The following is a 20,123-nucleotide window of genomic DNA, read 5'->3' on the forward strand; positions in this document are numbered from 1 at the left end:
TGCTTTTTCCCTCAGCACAACTAGATGAATTTAAAGATTTTTTAACCTCATGGCATACCTCGTGCGATGCACTTGTCAGGAACAGGCCACCAGCAGTGTCTGATTGGCCGCACTCAACATGACAGATCATTGCGGTAGCAAACGGGGGCAGCACATGAAACTGATCACCGCCATCATCAAACCCTTCAAGCTGGACGACGTGCGTGAAGCGCTGGCCGACAACGGCGTGCAAGGCATCACGGTCACGGAAGTGAAGGGCTTCGGGCGACAGAAGGGCCACACCGAGCTGTATCGCGGCGCCGAGTATGTCGTCGACTTCCTTCCCAAGGTCAAGATTGAAGTGGCTGTTGATGACAGCAGCGTGGAAACGGTGCTGGACGCCATCACCCAGGCAGCCAACAGCGGCAAGATCGGCGACGGCAAGCTGTTCGTCACCCCGCTGGATGACGTGATCCGTATCCGTACCGGTGAACGCGGCGCCGATGCTGTCTGAGCCCCGCGCACAATAATAAAGGAGAATCCCGCATGAACGAGATCATCGAGGTCAAGTACGCACTTGATACCTTCTATTTCCTGGTCTGTGGCGCCCTGGTGCTGTGGATGGCTGCCGGCTTTGCCATGCTGGAAGCTGGCCTGGTACGCGCCAAGAACACTACCGAGATTCTGACCAAGAACGTGGCGCTGTTCGCCATCGCCTGCACCATGTACATGGTGGTCGGTTACCACATCATGTACTCAAGCGCCGAAGGCGGCTTCCTGCCGAGCCTGGGCTTCTTGATCGGCGCCGAGAATACCGCTGAGGAAGCGCTCGCTTCCGGTGGCGACATCTACTACAGCGCGCGTTCCGACTTCTTCTTCCAGGTGGTGTTCGTGGCGACCGCCATGTCCATCGTCTCCGGTGCAGTCGCCGAGCGCATGAAGCTGTGGGCCTTCCTGGCCTTCGCCGTGGTCATGACGGGCGTCATCTACCCGGTCCAGGGTTACTGGACCTGGGGTGGCGGCTTCCTGAGCGAAGCGGGCTTCAGTGACTTCGCCGGCTCCGGCATCGTGCACATGGCAGGCGCTTCCGCCGCACTGGCTGGCGTGCTGCTGCTGGGGGCTCGCAAGGGCAAGTACGGCAAGAACGGTGAGATCAACGCCATCCCGGGCTCCAACCTGCCGCTGGCGACCCTGGGCACCTTCATCCTGTGGCTGGGATGGCTGGGCTTCAACGGCGGCTCCGAGCTGGTGCTGTCCAATATCGATGAAGCCAACGCGGTCGCTCAGGTCTTCGTCAACACCAACGCCGCTGCCTGCGGGGGTGTCATCGCCGCCCTGATCCTCGCCCGCCTGTGGTTCCGCAAGGCTGACCTGACCATGGCCCTCAACGGCGCCCTGGCTGGCCTGGTCGCCATCACCGCTGGTCCGCTGGCACCGAGTGTCGGTGCTGCCACCCTGATCGGCGCCGTCGGTGGCCTGCTGGTGGTGTTCTCCATCGTCGGCCTCGACAAGCTCAAGCTCGACGACCCGGTCGGTGCCATCTCCGTCCACGGTGTGGTCGGTCTCTGGGGCCTGATGGCAGTGCCGCTGACCAATGACGATGCCACCTTCTCCGCACAGCTGCTGGGCGCCGTGTCCATCTTCGCCTGGGTATTCATCGCAAGCTTCGTGGTCTGGCTGGTCATCAAGACCATCATGGGACTTCGCGTCAGCGAAGAGGAAGAGTACGAAGGCGTCGATCTGGCGGAATGTGGCATGGAGGCGTATCCGGAATTCACCTCCAGCCGCAAGTAATCAAGGATCGAGACTCACGCGACACCCAAAGACTCCCGCCACCTGGCGGGAGTCTTTTTTCCTGACCGGATAAGCGGTGTATGCTTGAGCAATAGGGGCTGGCGTGGCGAGCAGCAACGCCACCCGCACCATCACCCAAGGAGAGAGACGATGAAACTGGTCACTGCCATCATCAAGCCATTCAAGCTCGACGACGTTCGCGAATCCCTGTCCGAGATTGGCGTCCAGGGTATCACCGTGACCGAGGTCAAGGGGTTTGGCCGCCAGAAGGGCCACACGGAGCTGTATCGGGGTGCCGAGTATGTGGTCGACTTCCTTCCCAAGGTGAAGCTCGAGGTCGCCGTGGATGATGCCATGATCGATTCCGTGATCGAGGCGATCACCAATGTCGCCAACACCGGCAAGATCGGCGACGGCAAGATCTTCGTCTCGCCGCTGGAGCAGGTCATTCGCATCCGTACCGGCGAGACCGGCAAGGACGCCGTCTAAGCCCCTGGCGCAAGCCCTGGCGATGACGTGCTGCCCCGACGGGTGACATGAGCACACAAAAAACCGCAGGCCATTGGCCTGCGGTTTTTTTCGTTTCAGCACGTGCCGTTCATGCGTGATGCTCGTGGTTCATGCTCAGGGCATCACGTCTCGACATGCTTACGTCTCGACACGCTCACTTCTCAACACGCTCACTTCTCAACAAAGGCACGCTCGATCACATAGTCACCCGGCACACCCATCTTCGGCGAGATGGCGAAGCCACGGGCATCCAGCATGGCGCTGATGTCGTCGAGCATCGCCGGCGAGCCGCAGATCATCGCGCGGTCACGCTTCGGGTCCAGCGGCGGCAGGCCGATGTCCTCGAACAGCTTGCCATTCTCGACCAGATCCGTGATGCGGCCTTGGTTGCGGAACTCCTCGCGCGTCACGGTCGGGTAGTAGATCAGCTTCTCGGCGATCTCTTCCCCAAGGTACTCGTGCTTGGGCAGCTCTTCCGCGATCATGTCGGCATAGGCCAGCTCGGAGACATGGCGTACACCGTGCATCAGGATGATCTTGTCATAGCGCTCATAGGTCTCCGGGTCCTGAATCACGCTCAGGAAGGGCGCCAGGCCAGTTCCGGTGGAGAACAGGTAAAGATTCTCGCCCGGCAGCAGATCGTCCAGCACCAGCGTTCCGGTGGGCTTGCGCGAGACCATGATCTGGTCACCCGGCTTGAGGTGCTGAAGGCGTGAGGTCAGCGGGCCGTCCTGCACCTTGATGGAGAAGAACTCCAGATGCTCTTCGTAGTTCGGGCTGGCGATCGAGTAGGCGCGCATCAGCGGCTTGCCTTCGACTTCCAGGCCGATCATCACGAACTGGCCATTCTTGAAGCGCAGGCTGTCTTCCCGCTGGGTGCGGAAGCTGAACAGCGAGTCGTTCCAATGATGGACGTCGATGACTTCGGTAGTGGTCAGACTGCTCACCTGGTGGCCTCCCGGGGTCGCGCCCCTTGAAATCAAACATTCTATTATGGAATAAGCAAATAACAGCTTATGACCCAATGAACTATGCAGCGATTGTAGTCACTGTTGGGTTATGCGTTAAATGGTTTATCTGGATATAGGTTATCCAGACTATCAATATTGATTGCGAATGAATCGCATTACAAGCCCGGCAATGGCCTGCTTCACATTGCAGCGCGAACCGGGTGTTGCGCTGGCCAGCGAGCTCCTCTCGACACTGCCTGCATGCACAAGGAGGCGGAATGCGTTACAGCCTGCGACAACTGGCGGTCTTCGTTGCCGTGGCACGCCACGACAACGTCTCGCTGGCAGCCGAAAGCCTCGCGATGTCACAGTCCGCCGCCAGCACGGCCCTGGCCGAACTGGAGCGCCAGTTCGACTGCCGCCTGTTCGACCGGCATGGCAAACGCCTGCGCCTCAATGGTCTGGGGCGCGAACTGCTTCCCAAGGCCATCGCCTTGCTGGATCAGGCGGAAGAACTCGAGCAGCTGCTCGGCCAGCAGGATGCCACCGGTTCACTGGAAATCGGCGCCACCCTGACCATCGGCAACTACCTGGCTCCCCAGATCGTCGGCAGCTTCCTTGAGCATCATCCGGCCAGCCGTGTGGAGCTGCATGTCCTCAACACCCACCAGCTGATCGAGAAGCTGGCGCATTTCGAGCTCGATATCGGGCTGGTGGAAGGCGAGGTGGAGCACCCATTACTGGAAGCCACGCACTGGGTAAGTGATCGCCTGAGCATCTTCTGCGCTCCCTCGCATCCTCTGGCCCGAGGAGAGGTGACGCTCGCACGCCTGCTGGAGGCGCGCTGGATCATGCGTGAACGGGGCTCTGGCACCCGCAGCACCTTCGAGCAGGCACTGCGCCCACACCTCGAGAGCCCCTCGGACAGCGTGGCCCAGCGACTCGACATCATGATGGAACTGGAGCACACCGAGGGGATAAAGCGCGCGGTGGAGGCCGGCCTGGGAATCGGCTGCGTTTCACGACTGGCGCTGCGAGACGCCTTCCGGCGCGGTAGCCTGGTCGAGCTGCCTACCCCATGGCTGGAACTGACTCGCGCCTATCGCTTCGTCCATCATCGCGACCGCTTCATTACCCAGGCCATGCGCGAGTTCGTGACGAGCTGCCGCACCCTGAGTGGCTCCGCCTCACGCAGCGACGAGATCGAGATGCATCAGGTACCGTGACTATGAAGCAGCATGGCCACAGGTACGCAAGCACTCACTTACCCTCCATATTGCATGACGCCAACGCACAAGCACCGCCAGCGAGTCCGCTGACGGTGCTTTCAGATTCAGCAGGCCGTGTAACGCCCTGCCGTCATGTCACCGACTTCAGTGATTCAGGCCAGTGAAGCGCTGCTTGATGTCGTCGGCACTCTCATGGGAGAGATCCTTGTCGACGGTCTCGCTGACCAGTTTGGCCACCGGCTTGTCGAGCTTGTCACGCAGCGCACCGAGGAACTTGGGTGCGGCAGCGATGATCAGCTGATCAAACTTGCCGTCGTTGGCCGCCTGCTTGAGATATTGCGCCACTTCCTTGGCGAAGAAGTCCTGATGCTTGTCCGAGGTCGCGCCATCATCTCCCGTCTGATGCAGGCTACCGTGCCCACCACTGGACTCGCCCTTGCCACCGGTTCTCAAGTCACCGGTATGCTGACGGCTTTCAGGATGTACGAGGCTGTCCACTTCAGTGACCTTGCCGGCAGCACGGGCAAAGATACGAGCGCGGGCGGCATCAGCAGCAACGATGTAAGTAACCATTTACACACTCCCTGTCTCTCGTGAGGCGTCGTTGATCAGATATTGACGATCATCTTCTGCGTTCATCAGAGGACATGCTGGCAGCGGAGTGAACATTCAACCCTTACCGGACTGTGGGGGTAATTTTTCCATACCCAAGCGAGGAGAATCGCCGACATGACGACATGGCCGTCGCCACTCCCGGACATGACGCGGCTGGCGAAGTGCGTGCTAACATCCGCTGCACACAGGGCCCGCTCTGTCCTCTTTCTCGCCCTCTCACTCTTTTGCTCTGTTCCGGAGATGTCTCGATGCGCGATCTGCTCCTGATGCGCCGCCCACTGCCCCGCCGTGTGCTGGTCACCGCTCACCTGTCGATTCAGCTGGGCCTTCTGGTCGCGGCTACCGGTTGGACGCTGCAGCACCTGACGCCCATCGGGCCGGACAATTCACTGCTGGCACAATGGCCAGTCCTGTCTCAGGGTGTCGGCGGTTTCCTGCTGGCCTTCGTTCTCACGCGTCTGCTGTTCGAGCTGTTGATGGCACCGCATCACGTGATGAGCGTACGTGGCGCCAACCACTCGCTGGATGCGGCCGCACTTGTCACGCGCTCCATCTCACGTCGCCCTGCCGTGCATGACGATGACGACAGCTGGGTCGGCAAGCCGCGCAGTGTCACCTGGCCGCGCGAGGGCGAGGCATCAGCTGCCACACCGGCGGCAACGACGCCTGCCGAAGCATCGTCCAAGGCCGCCGCCAAGCCGCAGGAACCGAGCCTGGGCGGCGACGATGAGCTTCCGGACACCAGCAGCACCGAGGCACGCAGGACGGAGCCCAGCCTCTGATGACATGTCACGATGGGTGACGCTAGGGCGAAGCAAGCACTCACTGACGCCCTTGTGGAAGACATACGAAAACGCCCTGCGTGATTGTCATCACACAGGGCGTTGTCTTTTCTGCGGCTCACATCATCCGATCAGTCCGTGGCCTCAATGCCCCAGTATCTGGCTGAGGAACAGCTGGGTCCGCTCGGACTGCGGGTTGTTGAAGAACGGCTCCGGCGCGTTCTCTTCGATGATCTGCCCCTGATCCATGAAGATGACACGATCCGCCACCGTCTTGGCGAATCCCATCTCGTGGGTCACGCACAGCATGGTCATGCCTTCATTGGCCAGTTCGACCATGACATCCAGCACTTCCTTGATCATCTCCGGGTCCAGCGCCGACGTCGGCTCATCGAACAGCATCACCTCCGGGCTCAGACACAGCGAGCGTGCGATCGCGACACGCTGCTGCTGGCCGCCGGACAGCTGCCCCGGGAACTTGTGGGCCTGATCGGCGATGCGCACCCGCTCCAGGTACTTCATGGCTTCGGCTTCCGCCTCGCGGCGTGGCCGCTTCTGTACCCAGATCGGCGCCAGACAGCAGTTCTCCAGCACCGTCAGATGCGGGAACAGATTGAAGTGCTGGAAGACCATGCCGACGTTGCGACGGATCGCCTCGATCTGCTTGATGTCCTGGGTCAGCGGCATGCCGTTGACCACGATATCGCCTTCCTGATGCTCCTCGAGATGGTTGATGCAGCGGATCATCGTCGACTTGCCGGACCCTGAAGGCCCGCAGATGACGATACGTTCGCCCTTGCGCACGCTCAGGTTGATGTCACGCAGCACGTGGAAGTCGCCGTACCACTTGTTGAGACCCTTGAGTTCGATCATCGGGCGCTCATCGGCACCGGTGTTGCCCTGCGAGGCGGATGTTGTCGTTGTCATGATGAAGATTCCTTGGCGCCGTGATCAGCGCTTCTTGTGACCGGTATGCAGCAGGCGCTCGAGATACTGGCTGTAGCGCGACATGCTGAAGCAGAAGACCCAGAAGACCAGTGCCACGAAGGCATAGCCCTCGATGGAGTAGCCCAGCCATTTGGGGTCGGCAAGACCGGCCTGCACGATGGCGAGCAGATCGAAGAGCCCGATGATCAGTACCAGCGAGGTGTCCTTGAACAGGGCGATGAAGGTGTTGACGATGCCGGGGATCATCATCTTGAGCGCCTGGGGCAGCACGATCAGCCCCATGTTGCGCCAGTAGCCCAGCCCCAGCGCCATGCCGGCCTCGGTCTGCCCTTTCGGGATCGCCTGCAGGCCACCACGCACCACCTCCGCCATGTAGGCACTCTGGAACAGGGTGATGCCGATCAGCGCACGCACCAGCTTGTCCAGATTGACCTCACCGGGCACGAACAGCGGTAACATCACCGAGGCCATGAACAGCACGGTGATCAACGGTACCCCGCGCCAGAACTCGATGAACACGACGCAGATGCTCTTCACGATCGGCATCTCGGAACGCCGTCCCAGCGCCAGCAGGATCCCCAGCGGCAATGCCGCCACGATGCCCACCACCGCCAGCACCAGTGTCAGCATCAGGCCGCCCCACTCGTGGGTGCCGACGACCTCGAGCCCGAAGCTGCCACCATGCAGCAGGAAGTAGGCGATGAAGGGGAAGACCGCCAGCGTGACGATGGCGACCCAGCCCTTTGCCGGCAGTTTCGGAATCGCCAGCCAGGCGATCAGCGCGGCAAAGATGGCGAACACGATATCGACCCGCCAGGTCTCCTCACTCGGATAGAAGCCATAGATGAACTGATCGAGGCGCGCACTGATGAAGACCCAGCAGGCCCCCTCACCCGTGCAATCAGCACGCGATGTGCCACTCCAGTCGGCATCGATCAGCGCCCATTGCAGGCTGGGCACCACCAGCAGGTAGACCAGATACAGCGCGAACAGCGTGAACAGCGTATTGATCGGTCCGGCGAACAGATTGGCTCGCAGCCAGGCCACCGCACCGATGCTGTCGCTTGGCGCCGGGCGGGAATCGATCATCTTCTCGGTAACCCGTGACAGGGTCTTTTCAATCGACATGGGCAGACCCTCAGCGCTCGACCAACGCCATGCGGGCGTTGAACCAGTTCATGAACATGGAGACCAGCAGACTGATGGTCAGATACACCAGCATCGTCATGGCGATCACCTCGATGGCCTGACCCGTCTGGTTGAGCGTGGTACCCGCGAAGACCGAGACCAGATCGGGATAGCCGATGGCCGTGGCCAGCGACGAGTTCTTGATCAGGTTCAGGTACTGGCTGGTCAGCGGCGGGATGATGACGCGCAGTGCCTGCGGCACCACCACGAGGCGCAGCGTCATGCCACCGGTCAGCGACAGCGCCCGTGAGGCTTCCGTCTGGCCGTGCGGTACCGCTTCGATGCCGGAACGCACGATCTCGGCGATGAACGCCGCGGTGTACACCGACAGCGCGACCCACAGGGCGAGGAACTCGGGAACGACCGTGATGCCGCCACGGAAGTTGAAGCCCTTGAGTTCCGGCAGCTCCCAGCTCAGCGGCATGCCCATCGCGAAGTAGGCCAGCAGCGGCGCCACGATGATCAGACCGAGCGAGATCCAGCCCGCCGGCAAGCGCTGACCGGTACGGGCCTGACGCTGGCGGTTCCAGTAGCTGAAGATGCCGCTGGCGACGACGGCCAGCACGAACACGGCAATCACCACCGAGAAGCCGCTGGAGGTGATCGGTGCCGGCACGAACAGACCGCGCACGTTGAGGAAGAAGGCCTCGCCCAGCGACAGCGAACCTCGCGGACTCGGCAGAGTGCGAAGAACGGCGAAGTACCAGAAGAAGATCTGCAGCAGCAGGGGAATGTTGCGGAAGACTTCGATGTAGACCGCCGCCAGCCGCGAGATCAGCCAGTTGGGGGAGAGACGGGCGATCCCCATGATGAAGCCGATCACGGTAGCCGCGATGACGCCCAGTGCGGATACCAGCAGGGTGTTGAGCAGACCGACGATGAAGGTATCGCCATAGGTGGACTGCTCGGAATAGTCGATCAGACTTTGCAGAATGCCAAAGCCTGCGGTGTTGTCCAGAAAGGCAAAGCCGGTGGTGATGCCACGGCTTTCGAGGTTGGTCAGGGTATTGCTGACGATGATCGCCAACACGCCGAACACGCCTGCCAGCATCAGAAGTTGGAATATCAGTGCTCGCTTGGCCGGGTCACGCCAGAATGGCGGCTTGACCGTGGCCGGCGGGCGAGAAGCAGGTTGTGTCATACAGGCAATCTCCGCCGGAAAGCTATGCGACTTCCGCCTGCCGCCCTATCGAACGGCAGATCAGTTATCTCTCGGCACTCGAGGAAAGGATCACGGGGAACAGACCAAGCCCCTCACGACGCTGGCCAGGGGAAATGACCGTATGGCCACTTCTCCCTGGCCAGCGTCCTTGCTCAGCCTGCGTCACGGTTCACCCGGCTCGCGCTGGACCTCCAGGCGAGCCGAGGCATCAGCGAACGGGCGGTGCGTACTGGACGCCGCCGTCGGTCCACAGCGCGTTCAGACCACGCTCGATCCCCAGAGCGGAACCAGTGCCGACATTGCGCTCGAACATCTGCCCGTAGTTGCCCACCTGCTTGATGACCTGATAGGCCCAGTCAGCCGGCAGCCCCATGGCTTCGCCGTAGTTGCCATCGGCACCGACCAGACGCGCGACATTGGGATTGGTATCCGACTTCTTGGCTTCGATGTTGTCGGAGGACAGCCCCATCTCTTCGGCGTTGATCTGAGCGAACAGGGTCCATTTGACGATGTTGAACCACTGGTCATCGCCCTGACGGACGACGGGGCCCAGCGGCTCCTTGGAGATGACTTCCGGCAGTACCATGGCGGACGCCGGATCGGAGAGCTTGATGCGCAGGGCGTAGAGCTGGGACTGGTCGGAGGTCAGGACGTCACAGCGGCCCGCTTCGAAGCCCTTGACGGTCTGGTCGGAGGTGTCGAAGACGACCGGCTCGAAGGACATCTCGTTGAGGCGGAAGTAATCCGCCAGGTTCAGCTCGGTGGTGGTACCGGACTGGATACAGACCGCCGCGCCATCCAGCTCCTTGGCACTGGAGACCCCCAGGTCCTTGCTGACCATGAAGCCCTGGCCGTCGTAATAGTTCACGCCGGCGAAGTTGAGGCCCAGAGACGTGTCACGCGTGGCGGTCCAGGTGGTGTTGCGCGACAGGACATCGATTTCACCGGACTGCAGCGCGGTGAAGCGTTCCTTGGCCGTCAGCGGGACGTAGCGCACCTTGCTGGCATCACCCAGCACAGCCGCCGCGACACCACGGCAGACATCGACATCCAGGCCCTGCCAGTTGCCGGCGTCATCCGGCGCCGAGAAGCCCGGCAGACCGGTGCTGACACCACACTGGACAAAGCCCTTTTCCTTGACGCTATCCAGAGTCGCGGCACTGGCACCACTGGCTACCGAGGCAGCCAGGAGGGCGGCGCTAGCGATCAGCAGTGGCTTCTTGTTGTTATGCATCTTGAATCCCTCGCGTATGTCTGGAATCCGCTCGGAAACACCCCGAGACGGTGATGGTGCAATGCTGTGCATGGCACCCCTCGACAATAGCAAGCTCCGTTCCAATTTCCGCCTATCGTGTGATCCGCTGCGTTCAACGCTGAAAAAACAGCCGAACGGCAGTGAAAACGGCCAAACCTCCCGATGCCAACCGTCGATCATATGGCGAGACAAGCGTGCAGATAGTGGCGTCTGACGCCTCGTTCGCTTCATATCGGTGCAAAATAAAAACGGCCGTTTCATGACGAAACGGCCGTTCTTGAACTTTCCTGCGCTCCGGTCTGGGGAGTTGCGACCAATGTCGCAGCCACCCTGACTCAACGCTACCGCGCACTGAAACGCATTCTTCACGCCCCGATGCGCTTCTGGATGACTCAGTCTTCCAGCAGACGCTGCATGAAGGGAGGCAGTACCAGGGCGGCACGATGGCCTTCCACGGTATAGAAATCGCGCGCGAAGCTGGCCGCAGCCGCGTCTTCCTCACGGAAGGACTTCACGTCACAGCCCTTGCCCGCCAGGGTGCAGCTCCACCAGCCGGACGGGTATACCGGCTGCGGGAACGGCAGGGTCGCGACGCTGTCGAAGCCCGCTTCGCCCATGTCGTTGCGCAGGTCCTTGATGATGGAGTCGGTGTGATACAGCGGCGACTCGCTCTGCTGCACCATCACCCCCCCCTGCTTGAGGATACGGTGGCAGCGCTTGAGGAAGTCGGTCTTGAACAGACCTTCCGCCGGACCGACCGGATCCGTGGAATCGACGATCAGCACGTCGATGCTCTCGTCCGGGCAGTTGTCGACCCACTTGACGCCATCCTCGAACAGCAGCTCGGCACGCGGGTCATCATTGGACTCGACCAGTGCCGGGAAGAACTGCTCGGAAGCCCGCGTGACCGCCGGATCGATGTCGATCTGGGTGACCTTCTCCACGCCCGGGTGCTTGAGCACCTCACGCAGGGTGCCACAGTCGCCCCCCCCGATGATGACGACACGCTTGGGGGCCGCGTGGGTGAACAGCGCCGGATGCGACATCATCTCGTGATAGAGGAAGTTGTCGCGGTCGGTCAGCATCACGCAGCCGTCCAGCACCATCAGATTGCCGTAGGTCTCGGTGGCATAGACCTCAAGGTGCTGATAAGGCGTCTGCTCGTCATGCAGCTTGTGGCTGACCTTGAGCGAGAAGGCGCTGCCGTGGCGGTCGAAGATTTCGGTGAACCAGGAGCCATCGAGATGTTCGGTCATGAGAACCCTCACAAGGGATATCGGAGTCGGATATCAAGGTATGAATAAGAGGACGGGACATCAGACCCTCAAGGCCTGAATCATCGACGCACGCGTCATCGGGCGATGCAGTCCTGATCAATCAACAGGACTCAGGCGCAGCACCATAGCCAAAGACACGCGGAGTGGAAAGAGCTTGTGCACGATCTCGAGGCACTGGGGTTGACGCGCGATGACCAATGACTCACCCGCCAGGCCTCTTCTGGCGGGTAGAGGCCTGGCACACGGCCCGTCACAGGCGGGTCAGGCGCGCGATCAGACGTCCGCCCAGGTGGCAGCCAAGCCCGGCAAGAATGCCGAGGAAATCCGCCAGCGCATCCAGCACTTCTGCCCCGCGATAGGGAATCACCAGCTGCAGCCCCTCGATGCCAACGCCCAGCAGCAGCAAGGCGGGCAGGATGACAAGACTGCTCACCCCGGCCAGCCGCGTGGTCAGTGCCAGCAAGGCGAAGGCGGAGAAATGCTGCAGCTTGTCCCAGGGGAAGGTCTGCTCCGGGTGAGGCTCGCCCGGCGAGAGCGTGCCGAACAGGATCAGCAGCAGACAGAACAGTGCCACGCACGCCCAGCCTCGCCTCGGCGCGAGGCGCTGCTCCAGCGGCGTCATGCGTGATACCCCGCCATGAAAGACACGGCGGGGCTGTCAGCCATCAGTGACATGGTTCAATCGCGCGCCAGCGGCGTGGCGTTGGCGGTGTCATCCTGATGATAGGCGGGGCTCAGCTCATGCAGAGCGTCCATCAGAGCATTGACATTGCCCGGGTCAGTGAACTGGCTGATGCCATGCCCCAGATTGAAGATGTGGCCAGGCCCCTGACCGTAGCTATCGAGAATGCGGCCGACTTCGGCACGAATCGCGGCGGGAGTGCCGAACAGCGCATTCGGGTCCAGATTGCCCTGCAAGGCCACGCGATGGCCGACGCGCGCGCGCGCATCCGACATCTCGGTGGTCCAGTCCAGGCCGACACCGTCACAACCGCTGGCGGCGATGTGCTCGAGCCACTGGCCGCCATTCTTGGTGAACAGGATCACCGGCACGCGATTGCCTTCGCTGTCAGGCTTGAGGCCAGCGACAATCTGCTCCATGTAACGCAGCGAGAACTCGAGATAGGCCGGTGTGGACAGGGTGCCGCCCCAGGTATCGAAGATCTGCACTGCCTGGGCACCCGCCGCGATCTGGGCGTTCAGGTAATCGGTGACGGCCTGAGCGAGGGTGTCGAGCAACTGATGCATGGCTTCGGGGCTGGAATACATCAGGCCTTTCACATGGCGGAAGTCCTTGCTGGAACCGCCCTCGACCATATAGGTCGCCAGTGTCCAGGGACTGCCGGAGAACCCGATCAGCGGTACGCGACCGTTCAGCTCGCGGCGGATGGTCGAGACGGCACGCATGACGTAATCGAGATCACGCTCGACGTTCGGAACGCTCAGCGCCTCGATTTCCGCGGCGGTGCGCACCGTCTTGCGGAATTTCGGACCTTCACCTGTCTCGAAGTAAAGCCCGAGGCCCATGGCATCCGGGATGGTCAGGATGTCGGAGAACAGAATGGCGGCATCGAGCGGGAAACGCTCCAGCGGCTGCAGCGTCACCTCGCAGGCACGCGCGGTGTCCATGCACAGGTCCATGAAGCCACCGGCCTGACCGCGGATTTCACGGTATTCCGGCAGATAACGGCCCGCCTGGCGCATCATCCAGACAGGGGTACGGTCAACCGGCTGACGGGCCAGCGCGCGCAGGAAGCGATCATTCTTCAGGGTCATCGGAATCACACATCAGCTCGGGAATGTCCCGGCATTCTATCAGAGCCTGAGCAAAATCCCGCCCATCGCGACGATGCAACAAATGCATTGGCTTTCCCCTCGCTTTCCGCCCAGACACCCGCCCGGCCTCTCCTCCTGAAGTGCTTCCACGGATTGTGGTGGTGTCGGCAACAACGCTTTTCCATCGCAGGCGATGAGTCGCACGCTTCAGACTGGTAAACTCGCCTGATGATTGCATGCTGGCCGCCAATGACGTGAATCACTCATCGAGACATTGCCGAGTCCCCGCATGCCCGTGCTTTTTCAGCCCGGCGATTGTTCGGGCGTTCGAGGTGAACAGTGACCATTCGATTCATCGCCGCCTCGCGGCTGCCAACCCCCTGGGCGACCTTCACCATGCACGGTTTCGAGGACGAAACCACCGGCAAGGACCACATCGCTCTGACCCTGGGCGACATCGATGACGGTGCCCCGGTGCTGGGCCGTGTGCATTCCGAGTGCCTGACCGGCGACGCCCTCTTCTCCATGCGCTGTGACTGCGGCTATCAGCTGCAGGAAGCGCTCAAGCGCATTGCCGCCGAAGGGCGTGGCGTGCTGCTCTACCTGCGTCAGGAAGGGCGCGGCATCGGCCTGCTCAACAAGATTCGCGCCTATGAGCTGCAGGATGGCGGTGCCGATACCGTCGAAGCCAATGAGCGCCTGGGCTTCGGCGCTGACATGCGCCGCTACGATATCTGCGTCCCGATGCTGGAGCATCTCGGGGTCAGCACCCTCAAGCTGATGACCAACAACCCGCGCAAGGTCGATGCGCTCACCCGCGATGGCGTCACCATCAGCGAGCGTCAGCCGATCACCACCGGTCTGAACCCGCACAACGAGCAATACCTCTCGACCAAGGCCGGCAAGCTTGGCCACATGATGGCACTCGATGACTTCACCCACGCCAGCGACGTGGATATCGAGCGCAGCGAGTAGAGATCGAGATGCGGGAGGGGGGCACTGATGTGCTCCCGCCCATCGAGAGCCCATGAAGGCGGCGAAAGAGCGTGACATGACGGCGTCATCCTATAGAGAGTAGGCTTGAGAGGAATCCGCGCCGGAGACATCACCATGCGCAAGCCCTCTCCCTCGCCGACATCGTCTTCCGAGACATCGTCACGTCCCGCTCTCTATACCCGGTTTGAAGAATGGCTACATAGTGCCAGCCACGGTCTCGGCGCTGTCATGGGGCTCATCGGCACCGTGGTGCTGATCGTGATGGCCTGTCTGGCGGCAGAGGCCGATCCCTGGAAGATCATCAGCATCAGCCTCTATGGCACCACCCTGGTCGCGCTCTACGCTGCCTCGACGCTCTATCATGGCATCCGCCACCCACGCCTCAAGTCCGCTTTCCAGTTGATGGACCACTGCGCCATCTATCTGCTCATCGCTGGTACCTATACCCCCTTTCTGCTGGTCAATCTGCGGGGTCCGACAGGCTGGACACTGTTTGCCATCATCTGGTCCCTCGCGCTGGGCGGCATCTTTCTCAAGCTGCGCTGGCCAGCGCGTTTCAGTGCGCTGCGCGTCACCGTCTATCTATTGATGGGCTGGCTGATCGTGTTCGCGTCACCCCTGCTGGTCGAGCAGCTCTCCGAGACGGGGCTCATCCTGCTGGTGGCCGGAGGCATCACCTATACCCTGGGCGTCATCTTCTTCCTGATGACACGCCTGCGCTATCACCACGCCATCTGGCATCTGTTCGTGCTCGGCGGCAGCACCTGCCACTTCTTCGCGATCTACACAGGTGTGCTGCCGTATGAGGTCTGACACGAGGCCGGCTCTCTTGAGCACACTGGCTTGAGAGCACTGACTTGAGAGCACTGACTTGAGAGCACTGGCAAGCCAGATGAAAAAAAGCGGGAAAGGTCGTCATGACCCTTCCCGCTTTTTTTCGCGATGTTTCCGCTTTCAAGGCGCGCTCTCAAGGCGCGCTTTCAAGGCGCTCTCAAGGCGCGCTTTTCAGGACTCGTTTCTCACGGCGCTGTCTTCCTGCGGCGCGAAGACCGGCAGCCGATAGCGCGTGCCGCGCCCGACACCATAGCTTTCCAGCACCTGCTTGGCGGTCAGATCGGCGAGATCTCGCGCTGCCGTCGGGTCTGAGGTCTCGACAAGCGCGCGATACTCCGCACGCCCGATACCCTCGTCGTCATCACGCTCCAGCAGGGTCAACACCAGTTCGCGCTGACGGGAATTCAGTGGCGTTCTGGCATGTTCCATCCACAGGCGCTCGGCACGCTGCACTCTCAGGTAGTGGGATGCCGTCCGTCGTCCGCCATCGCGCAGCTGTCTCAGCCACCACGCGACCCAGGCATTCATGTCGCCCGGCAGCACCTCATCGGCCGCATCGCCATTCAAGGCACGGTTGAGCTCAGGCGGAAGCGCTTGCCCACTCGGCGAGGTGCCCGGCGTACCAAGACAATGCTGTTCGAGCTCACGCAGCTCCTCCTGACGCTCCGCCACCACCGTGAACAATGTCTGGCGACGCCAGCAGAGCTGCTCCAACGCCTCTGCTTCCCAGTGTTTCGCCACCTGCCCCGTCCACTCTCCCTGCTGCTGCAATGCCGCCAGCGTATCGACGCGCGTCAACCAGCGAGTCAGCAGCAAGCGTCCGATCAACCCGTTGCCCAGCGCCAGTGGTGAGAGCGCCTGCCAGTGGGCATGCAGCCTGAGGGCGTTGATCACTCCGGGATTGCCAGCCTCCGGCTCCTCCTCTTCCAGACGCTGCCAGAAACGCTCCAGCTCATCCGCAAGTTCATCACCGGTCATGCCAGGCGCTCGGTAGCGCAATCGCTTGAGGCCATAACGTCCGCTGACCGCTTCATGGGGCCCATCACGCCATTCACCGAGACGCTGACCACTGCTGCGCGGCAGGAAGGGGCCCAGCCGGCGATGCCATTCCAGTACCTGCTCACGCGCCAGCGGCTGGAAGGCCGTCCGCACCACTTCGAGCATGACATCCACGAAGACATCAATCCCCGGCACCTGCCCACGGGGCGCCTCCAGCTGTCCGGATTCCAGCCCCAATGCCTGGTAAAGGGCATCGCGCAATGCGGCCCTGCCAAATACCACGCCGGACAGGCGGGCACAGGCCTCCATCTCTTCACTGAGCAAGGTGGCTTCGAGGCGCAGACGTTGGCGAGCCTTCAATTGCTGCCCTTGCGCCACCAACGGTGACATCACCGCCTGCGTTGCGCTCATCTCGCTCAACAGCGGCATGATCGCCAGTCGTCCCTGCGGCCAGTCAGGCTGCTGCCAGATCCACATAAGTCGTTATCCCCATTGAGGTTTCTGTGCAAATCATACCACGAGGATTCGCAATTAACGATATATCGAATCAATAAATGATGCGAAATAATCATAATTTGCGATATCCGATCAACTTTTACTCAAATCCATGTCTGACAATCGCCACGTCATAGGCAAGCGACTGATTCACATGGCGTTTTAGCGGCTGCACCGGACTCCCTGGCCCTCTCAGACCTCACGACCGATCAACAACCAATCAACTCAATATTATATTGATGATTACGCATCATATTTAGATACGAAAAGCGCTCAAGATCGGATCAACCGCCATTCCGGCAGTGCGGATGACGCCTGACAGGTCTCGGATGCCGCGGCCTCGCCTGCAGCCCCACCCGCGGCACGTGGCCCGCCCCGCTGTCGTGAGGCTTCGCCAGGCCCCCACGATTTCGGACGCGACAGAACGCCCGGAGAGCCCGCCTGAGGCCTGGAAACAAAAAAGGCGCCACCCTGATATCAGGGTGGCGCCTTGACGCTTGTGCGAGCTTTCAGAGGCCTTGTCTCACGCGCCTTATTTCATGGCTGTGACAGAGCGAGAGGCATCTCTCGATGTGGATGTCTCATATGTATCAGGGGCGATTGGCGGCAGCCTGGGCCTCACGCTCACGCGCCCGTGCGCAGGCCGGGCGCGCAAGAGCTTCCTGCATCCAGCGCGCAAGCGACGAGGGGATCGGCTGCTGCGCCTTGTGGGCCCAGCCCAATACCTGAGCGAGGAAAAGATCAGCGAGGGTGAAGTCGTCGCCCAACAACCAGCCCTGTCCCTCGAAGCGGCGCTGGAGCGCTCCCAATGCACGCTGGAATTCCCACTGCGCGGTCTGCTTCACGTCTTCACAGCGTCGTTCTTCCGGCAATGCGAAGGTGTGCTTGGCCAGCGTCCACAGCGGCTGCTCAAGTTCGGTGGTCAGAAAGCTAAGCCACTGGTCTAGCTGCGCCTGACCTTCCAGCGAAGACGGCATCAGGCGGCCTTCACGGGCGGCGAGATAGCGACAGATGGCACTGGATTCAAACAGTACCAACTCCCCCTCGACGATGGCGGGCGCCTTGCCGTCGGGATGAATGGCCAGATACTCGGGGCTGCGTCCTTCTCCCGCCTTGAGATCGAGGCTGTGGATCCGATAGTCGAGTTCCAGCTCTTCCAGCGTCCAGGCGACGCGCAGTGAGCGGGAATTGGGGTAGCTGTAGAGAGTCAGCATCGTGGCGGGCGTTCCTTGGCAACATTGCGAAAAGGGGATCGGCAGTCCGTCCCAGCATGGCGCGCCAGCGTCGATCATGCCAGCAGAGTGCGGCGCATCAGACGCGTTTTTCACGCAAGAAAAAACGCCTGTGGACAACTCGAATGTTCGAATCATCCACAGGCGTTCCTGTGAGCCAGGTGGCAACTTCAGCGTGCGAGACGCCCTTCGATACTGGCGCGAATGCCAGCCGCATCCAGCCCGCAATCACGCAGCAGCTCTGCCGGCTTGCCATGCTCGACGAAGTCATCCGGCAGTCCCAGCAGCAGCATCGGCTGCGCGAGACCGGCATTCAAGTAGAGCTCTGCCACGCCGGCACCCGCACCGCCGGCCACGGCATTCTCTTCCACCGTGACGACCAGGTCATGCTCGTCGGCAATCTCCAGCAGGGCCTCGCGATCCAGCGGCTTGATGGAGCGCAGATTGAAGTGGGTCGCGTCCAGCGCCTCGGCGACCTCCGCCACCGGCGTGTTCATGCTGCCTACGGCAACGATGGCAATACGCACGTCGGGACTGGCACTGATGCGACGACGATATTCGCCCTTGCCGATCGTCAGTGGCGTCAGGTCATGGCCCGTGGCGACGCCGGGTCCGGTGCCACGCGGATAACGCACGGCCGCCGGACCGGGATGTGCCAGCGCCGCACTCAACATGCCACGACACTCGCTCTCGTCCGCCGGCGCCATCACCACCAGCTCCGGCACGCAACGCAGGAAGGACATGTCGAGGCTGCCGTGGTGGGTCGGTCCATCCTCACCCACCAGTCCCGCGCGATCGATGGCAAAGGTGACATCCAGCTTCTGTACCGCGACATCATGGATCAACTGATCATAGCCACGCTGCAGGAAGGTGGAATAGATCGCCACCACCGGCTTCATGCCTTCACAGGCCATGCCGGCCGCCACCGTCACGGCATGCTGCTCCGCGATGGCGACATCGTAGTAGCGATCAGGATATTCCTTCGAGAAACGCACCAGATCCGAGCCTTCCCGCATGGCAGGCGTGACACCGATGACACGAGGGTCAGCCGCGGCGGCATCACAGATCCAGTTGCCGAAGACGCTGCAGTACTTCTGCGGCCTGGGTGCCGGTGCATCCGTCACGGAAGGCGCCTGCCGTGCCTGCTCCGACGAGGCCTTCTCCAGCTTGGTGATCGCGTGGTAGCCGATGGGGTCGCGCTCGGCCGGCAGGAAGCCCTTGCCCTTGCGCGTCACCACATGCAGGAACTGCGGGCCCTCGAGATCGCGCATGTTGCGCAGTGTCTGGACCAGTGTCGGCAGATCATGCCCATCGATGGGACCGATGTAATTGAAGCCCATCTCCTCGAACAACGTCGCCGGGCTGATGAAGCCCTTCATGTGCTCTTCGGTACGCTTGGCAAGCTCCAGCGCCCCCGGGAGCGGCGACAGCAGCTTCTTGCCGTTGGCGCGCATCTGGGTATAGGGCTTGCTGGCCAGGATACGCGCCAGATAGCTCGCCAGACCGCCGACGTTTTCCGAGATCGACATCTCGTTGTCGTTGAGCACGACCAGCAGGTTGGCCTTGACGTGCCCGGCATGCGCCAGCGCCTCGAAGGCCATACCGGCCGTCAGGGCGCCATCACCGATCACCGCACAGGCGCGACGGGATTCTCCCGCGGTACGCGCGCCCAGTGCCATGCCCAGCGCGGCACTGATCGAGGTGCTGGAATGTCCCACCCCGAAGGTGTCGTAGTCACTCTCGGCGCGCTTGGGGAAGGCAGACAGGCCGTTGTATTGACGCATGCTGTGCATGGCGTCGCGCCGGCCGGTCAGGATCTTGTGGGGATAGGCCTGATGACCGACATCCCACACCAGGCGATCACGCGGGGTTTCCAGCGCATGATGCAGGGCAACCGTCAGCTCGACGACACCGAGGCCGGCACCGAAGTGCCCCCCGGTGCAGCCGACGCTGTAAAGCAGGAAGGCGCGCAATTCATCGGCCAGCTGGCGCAGCTGTGCCGGACTCATGGCCCGCAGTGCGTCTGGTGTCTCGACCGCATCGAGCAATGGCGTCGCGGGGCGCGCCTCAGGTATCTCGTCAAACAGCTTCATAGGCGTCAG

At 61.7% G+C, this 20,123-nt stretch carries 19 protein-coding genes; 7 read left to right on the plus strand and 12 right to left on the minus strand.

The genetic code is table 11. The annotated features are described in order from the left end of the window. The first annotated feature begins 154 nt into the window (after window positions 1-154). The 3 genes from OW493_RS07445 to glnK all read left to right on the plus strand — a co-directional run bounded on the left by OW493_RS07445 (window position 155) and on the right by glnK (window position 2,262). On the plus strand, window positions 155-493 hold the full coding sequence (locus OW493_RS07445) for a P-II family nitrogen regulator (protein ID WP_065392452.1): 339 nt from the start codon (window positions 155-157) through the stop codon (window positions 491-493). A gap of 32 nt (window positions 494-525) precedes the next feature. Beyond that, complete coding sequence (locus OW493_RS07450; RefSeq protein WP_077379618.1) at window positions 526-1,773, plus strand: ammonium transporter; 1,248 nt, start codon at window positions 526-528, stop codon at window positions 1,771-1,773. Window positions 1,774-1,923: 150 nt separating this feature from the next. After that, window positions 1,924-2,262, plus strand: coding sequence for a P-II family nitrogen regulator (gene glnK / locus OW493_RS07455; protein WP_024951507.1), 339 nt, complete (start codon window positions 1,924-1,926; stop codon window positions 2,260-2,262). A gap of 191 nt (window positions 2,263-2,453) precedes the next feature. On the opposite strand, the gene OW493_RS07460 is transcribed toward glnK, so the two are convergent. Continuing rightward, window positions 2,454-3,230, minus strand: a complete 777-nt coding sequence (locus OW493_RS07460) for a ferredoxin--NADP reductase (protein WP_077379620.1) — start codon at window positions 3,228-3,230, stop codon at window positions 2,454-2,456. A gap of 281 nt (window positions 3,231-3,511) precedes the next feature. Between OW493_RS07460 and OW493_RS07465 the strand changes: the two genes are divergently transcribed. Beyond that, window positions 3,512-4,459, plus strand: coding sequence for a LysR family transcriptional regulator (locus tag OW493_RS07465; RefSeq protein ID WP_077379622.1), 948 nt, complete (start codon window positions 3,512-3,514; stop codon window positions 4,457-4,459). Window positions 4,460-4,606: 147 nt separating this feature from the next. Here the strand turns inward: OW493_RS07465 and OW493_RS07470 are convergent, their stop codons facing one another. Then, on the minus strand, window positions 4,607-5,035 hold the full coding sequence (locus OW493_RS07470) for a host attachment protein (RefSeq protein WP_077379624.1): 429 nt from the start codon (window positions 5,033-5,035) through the stop codon (window positions 4,607-4,609). Between the two features lie 290 nt (window positions 5,036-5,325). Between OW493_RS07470 and OW493_RS07475 the strand changes: the two genes are divergently transcribed. Beyond that, a complete protein-coding gene (locus OW493_RS07475) occupies window positions 5,326-5,859 on the plus strand; it encodes a hypothetical protein (RefSeq protein ID WP_289863754.1) in 534 nt (177 codons plus the stop codon). A gap of 144 nt (window positions 5,860-6,003) precedes the next feature. On the opposite strand, the gene OW493_RS07480 is transcribed toward OW493_RS07475, so the two are convergent. The 7 genes from OW493_RS07480 to hemE all read right to left on the minus strand — a co-directional run bounded on the left by OW493_RS07480 (window position 6,004) and on the right by hemE (window position 13,465). Continuing rightward, the gene (locus tag OW493_RS07480; protein WP_043331784.1) at window positions 6,004-6,732 is read right to left on the minus strand and encodes an amino acid ABC transporter ATP-binding protein; all 729 of its coding nucleotides are present in this window, start codon (window positions 6,730-6,732) and stop codon (window positions 6,004-6,006) included. Window positions 6,733-6,810: 78 nt separating this feature from the next. Continuing rightward, the gene (locus OW493_RS07485) at window positions 6,811-7,935 is read right to left on the minus strand and encodes an amino acid ABC transporter permease (RefSeq protein WP_191236440.1); all 1,125 of its coding nucleotides are present in this window, start codon (window positions 7,933-7,935) and stop codon (window positions 6,811-6,813) included. Between the two features lie 10 nt (window positions 7,936-7,945). After that, the gene (locus tag OW493_RS07490; RefSeq protein ID WP_136939467.1) at window positions 7,946-9,136 is read right to left on the minus strand and encodes an amino acid ABC transporter permease; all 1,191 of its coding nucleotides are present in this window, start codon (window positions 9,134-9,136) and stop codon (window positions 7,946-7,948) included. 229 nt (window positions 9,137-9,365) lie between these two features. Further along, entirely contained in the window at window positions 9,366-10,391 is a 1,026-nt protein-coding gene (locus OW493_RS07495) for an amino acid ABC transporter substrate-binding protein (RefSeq protein WP_289863755.1), read from the minus strand. A gap of 413 nt (window positions 10,392-10,804) precedes the next feature. Continuing rightward, window positions 10,805-11,668, minus strand: coding sequence for a polyamine aminopropyltransferase (gene speE / locus OW493_RS07500; RefSeq protein WP_077379636.1), 864 nt, complete (start codon window positions 11,666-11,668; stop codon window positions 10,805-10,807). A 271-nt stretch (window positions 11,669-11,939) separates the two neighbouring features. After that, window positions 11,940-12,311 (minus strand): VanZ family protein, encoded by a 372-nt coding sequence (locus tag OW493_RS07505; protein WP_289863756.1) that lies wholly within the window; start codon window positions 12,309-12,311, stop codon window positions 11,940-11,942. A 56-nt stretch (window positions 12,312-12,367) separates the two neighbouring features. Further along, the gene (hemE, locus tag OW493_RS07510; protein ID WP_077380000.1) at window positions 12,368-13,465 is read right to left on the minus strand and encodes a uroporphyrinogen decarboxylase; all 1,098 of its coding nucleotides are present in this window, start codon (window positions 13,463-13,465) and stop codon (window positions 12,368-12,370) included. A gap of 339 nt (window positions 13,466-13,804) precedes the next feature. Here hemE and ribA point away from each other — a divergent pair, with 339 nt between their 5' ends. Together ribA and OW493_RS07520 are read left to right on the plus strand one after the other, a co-directional pair. Continuing rightward, complete coding sequence (gene ribA, locus OW493_RS07515) at window positions 13,805-14,440, plus strand: GTP cyclohydrolase II (RefSeq protein WP_077379640.1); 636 nt, start codon at window positions 13,805-13,807, stop codon at window positions 14,438-14,440. 135 nt (window positions 14,441-14,575) lie between these two features. Beyond that, entirely contained in the window at window positions 14,576-15,274 is a 699-nt protein-coding gene (locus OW493_RS07520; RefSeq protein ID WP_077379642.1) for a hemolysin III family protein, read from the plus strand. A gap of 192 nt (window positions 15,275-15,466) precedes the next feature. Here OW493_RS07520 and OW493_RS07525 read toward each other — a convergent pair whose 3' ends face one another. The 3 genes from OW493_RS07525 to dxs all read right to left on the minus strand — a co-directional run bounded on the left by OW493_RS07525 (window position 15,467) and on the right by dxs (window position 20,114). After that, window positions 15,467-16,771 carry a DUF4172 domain-containing protein gene (locus OW493_RS07525; RefSeq protein ID WP_136939470.1) on the minus strand — a complete coding sequence of 435 codons (1,305 nt, stop codon included), beginning with the start codon at window positions 16,769-16,771 and terminating at the stop codon, window positions 15,467-15,469. 608 nt (window positions 16,772-17,379) lie between these two features. Further along, window positions 17,380-18,003: a glutathione S-transferase family protein gene (locus OW493_RS07530; protein WP_289863757.1), complete on the minus strand. Its 624-nt coding sequence runs from the start codon at window positions 18,001-18,003 to the stop codon at window positions 17,380-17,382. Between the two features lie 188 nt (window positions 18,004-18,191). Continuing rightward, window positions 18,192-20,114 carry a 1-deoxy-D-xylulose-5-phosphate synthase gene (gene dxs, locus OW493_RS07535; RefSeq protein ID WP_084209526.1) on the minus strand — a complete coding sequence of 641 codons (1,923 nt, stop codon included), beginning with the start codon at window positions 20,112-20,114 and terminating at the stop codon, window positions 18,192-18,194. Window positions 20,115-20,123 lie beyond the last annotated feature (9 nt).

The organism is Cobetia sp. 14N.309.X.WAT.E.A4, from assembly GCF_030397495.1.
GTDB classification, from domain to species: Bacteria; Pseudomonadota; Gammaproteobacteria; order Pseudomonadales; family Halomonadaceae; genus Cobetia; species Cobetia marina.

Excerpts from the sequence above, each read along its gene's own strand:
- OW493_RS07445 (WP_065392452.1), top strand. The coding sequence starts at position 155 with ATGAAACTGATCACCGCCATCATCAAACCCTTCAAGCTGGACGACGTG.
- OW493_RS07450 (WP_077379618.1), top strand. The coding sequence starts at position 526 with ATGAACGAGATCATCGAGGTCAAGTACGCACTTGATACCTTCTATTTC.
- glnK (WP_024951507.1), top strand. The coding sequence starts at position 1,924 with ATGAAACTGGTCACTGCCATCATCAAGCCATTCAAGCTCGACGACGTT.
- OW493_RS07465 (WP_077379622.1), top strand. The coding sequence starts at position 3,512 with ATGCGTTACAGCCTGCGACAACTGGCGGTCTTCGTTGCCGTGGCACGC.
- OW493_RS07470 (WP_077379624.1), bottom strand. The coding sequence starts at position 5,035 with ATGGTTACTTACATCGTTGCTGCTGATGCCGCCCGCGCTCGTATCTTT.
- OW493_RS07475 (WP_289863754.1), top strand. The coding sequence starts at position 5,326 with ATGCGCGATCTGCTCCTGATGCGCCGCCCACTGCCCCGCCGTGTGCTG.
- OW493_RS07480 (WP_043331784.1), bottom strand. The coding sequence starts at position 6,732 with ATGATCGAACTCAAGGGTCTCAACAAGTGGTACGGCGACTTCCACGTG.
- OW493_RS07485 (WP_191236440.1), bottom strand. The coding sequence starts at position 7,935 with ATGTCGATTGAAAAGACCCTGTCACGGGTTACCGAGAAGATGATCGAT.
- OW493_RS07490 (WP_136939467.1), bottom strand. The coding sequence starts at position 9,136 with ATGACACAACCTGCTTCTCGCCCGCCGGCCACGGTCAAGCCGCCATTC.
- OW493_RS07495 (WP_289863755.1), bottom strand. The coding sequence starts at position 10,391 with ATGCATAACAACAAGAAGCCACTGCTGATCGCTAGCGCCGCCCTCCTG.
- speE (WP_077379636.1), bottom strand. The coding sequence starts at position 11,668 with ATGACCGAACATCTCGATGGCTCCTGGTTCACCGAAATCTTCGACCGC.
- OW493_RS07505 (WP_289863756.1), bottom strand. The coding sequence starts at position 12,311 with ATGACGCCGCTGGAGCAGCGCCTCGCGCCGAGGCGAGGCTGGGCGTGC.
- hemE (WP_077380000.1), bottom strand. The coding sequence starts at position 13,465 with ATGACCCTGAAGAATGATCGCTTCCTGCGCGCGCTGGCCCGTCAGCCG.
- OW493_RS07520 (WP_077379642.1), top strand. The coding sequence starts at position 14,576 with ATGCGCAAGCCCTCTCCCTCGCCGACATCGTCTTCCGAGACATCGTCA.
- OW493_RS07525 (WP_136939470.1), bottom strand. The coding sequence starts at position 16,771 with ATGTGGATCTGGCAGCAGCCTGACTGGCCGCAGGGACGACTGGCGATC.
- OW493_RS07530 (WP_289863757.1), bottom strand. The coding sequence starts at position 18,003 with ATGCTGACTCTCTACAGCTACCCCAATTCCCGCTCACTGCGCGTCGCC.
- dxs (WP_084209526.1), bottom strand. The coding sequence starts at position 20,114 with ATGAAGCTGTTTGACGAGATACCTGAGGCGCGCCCCGCGACGCCATTG.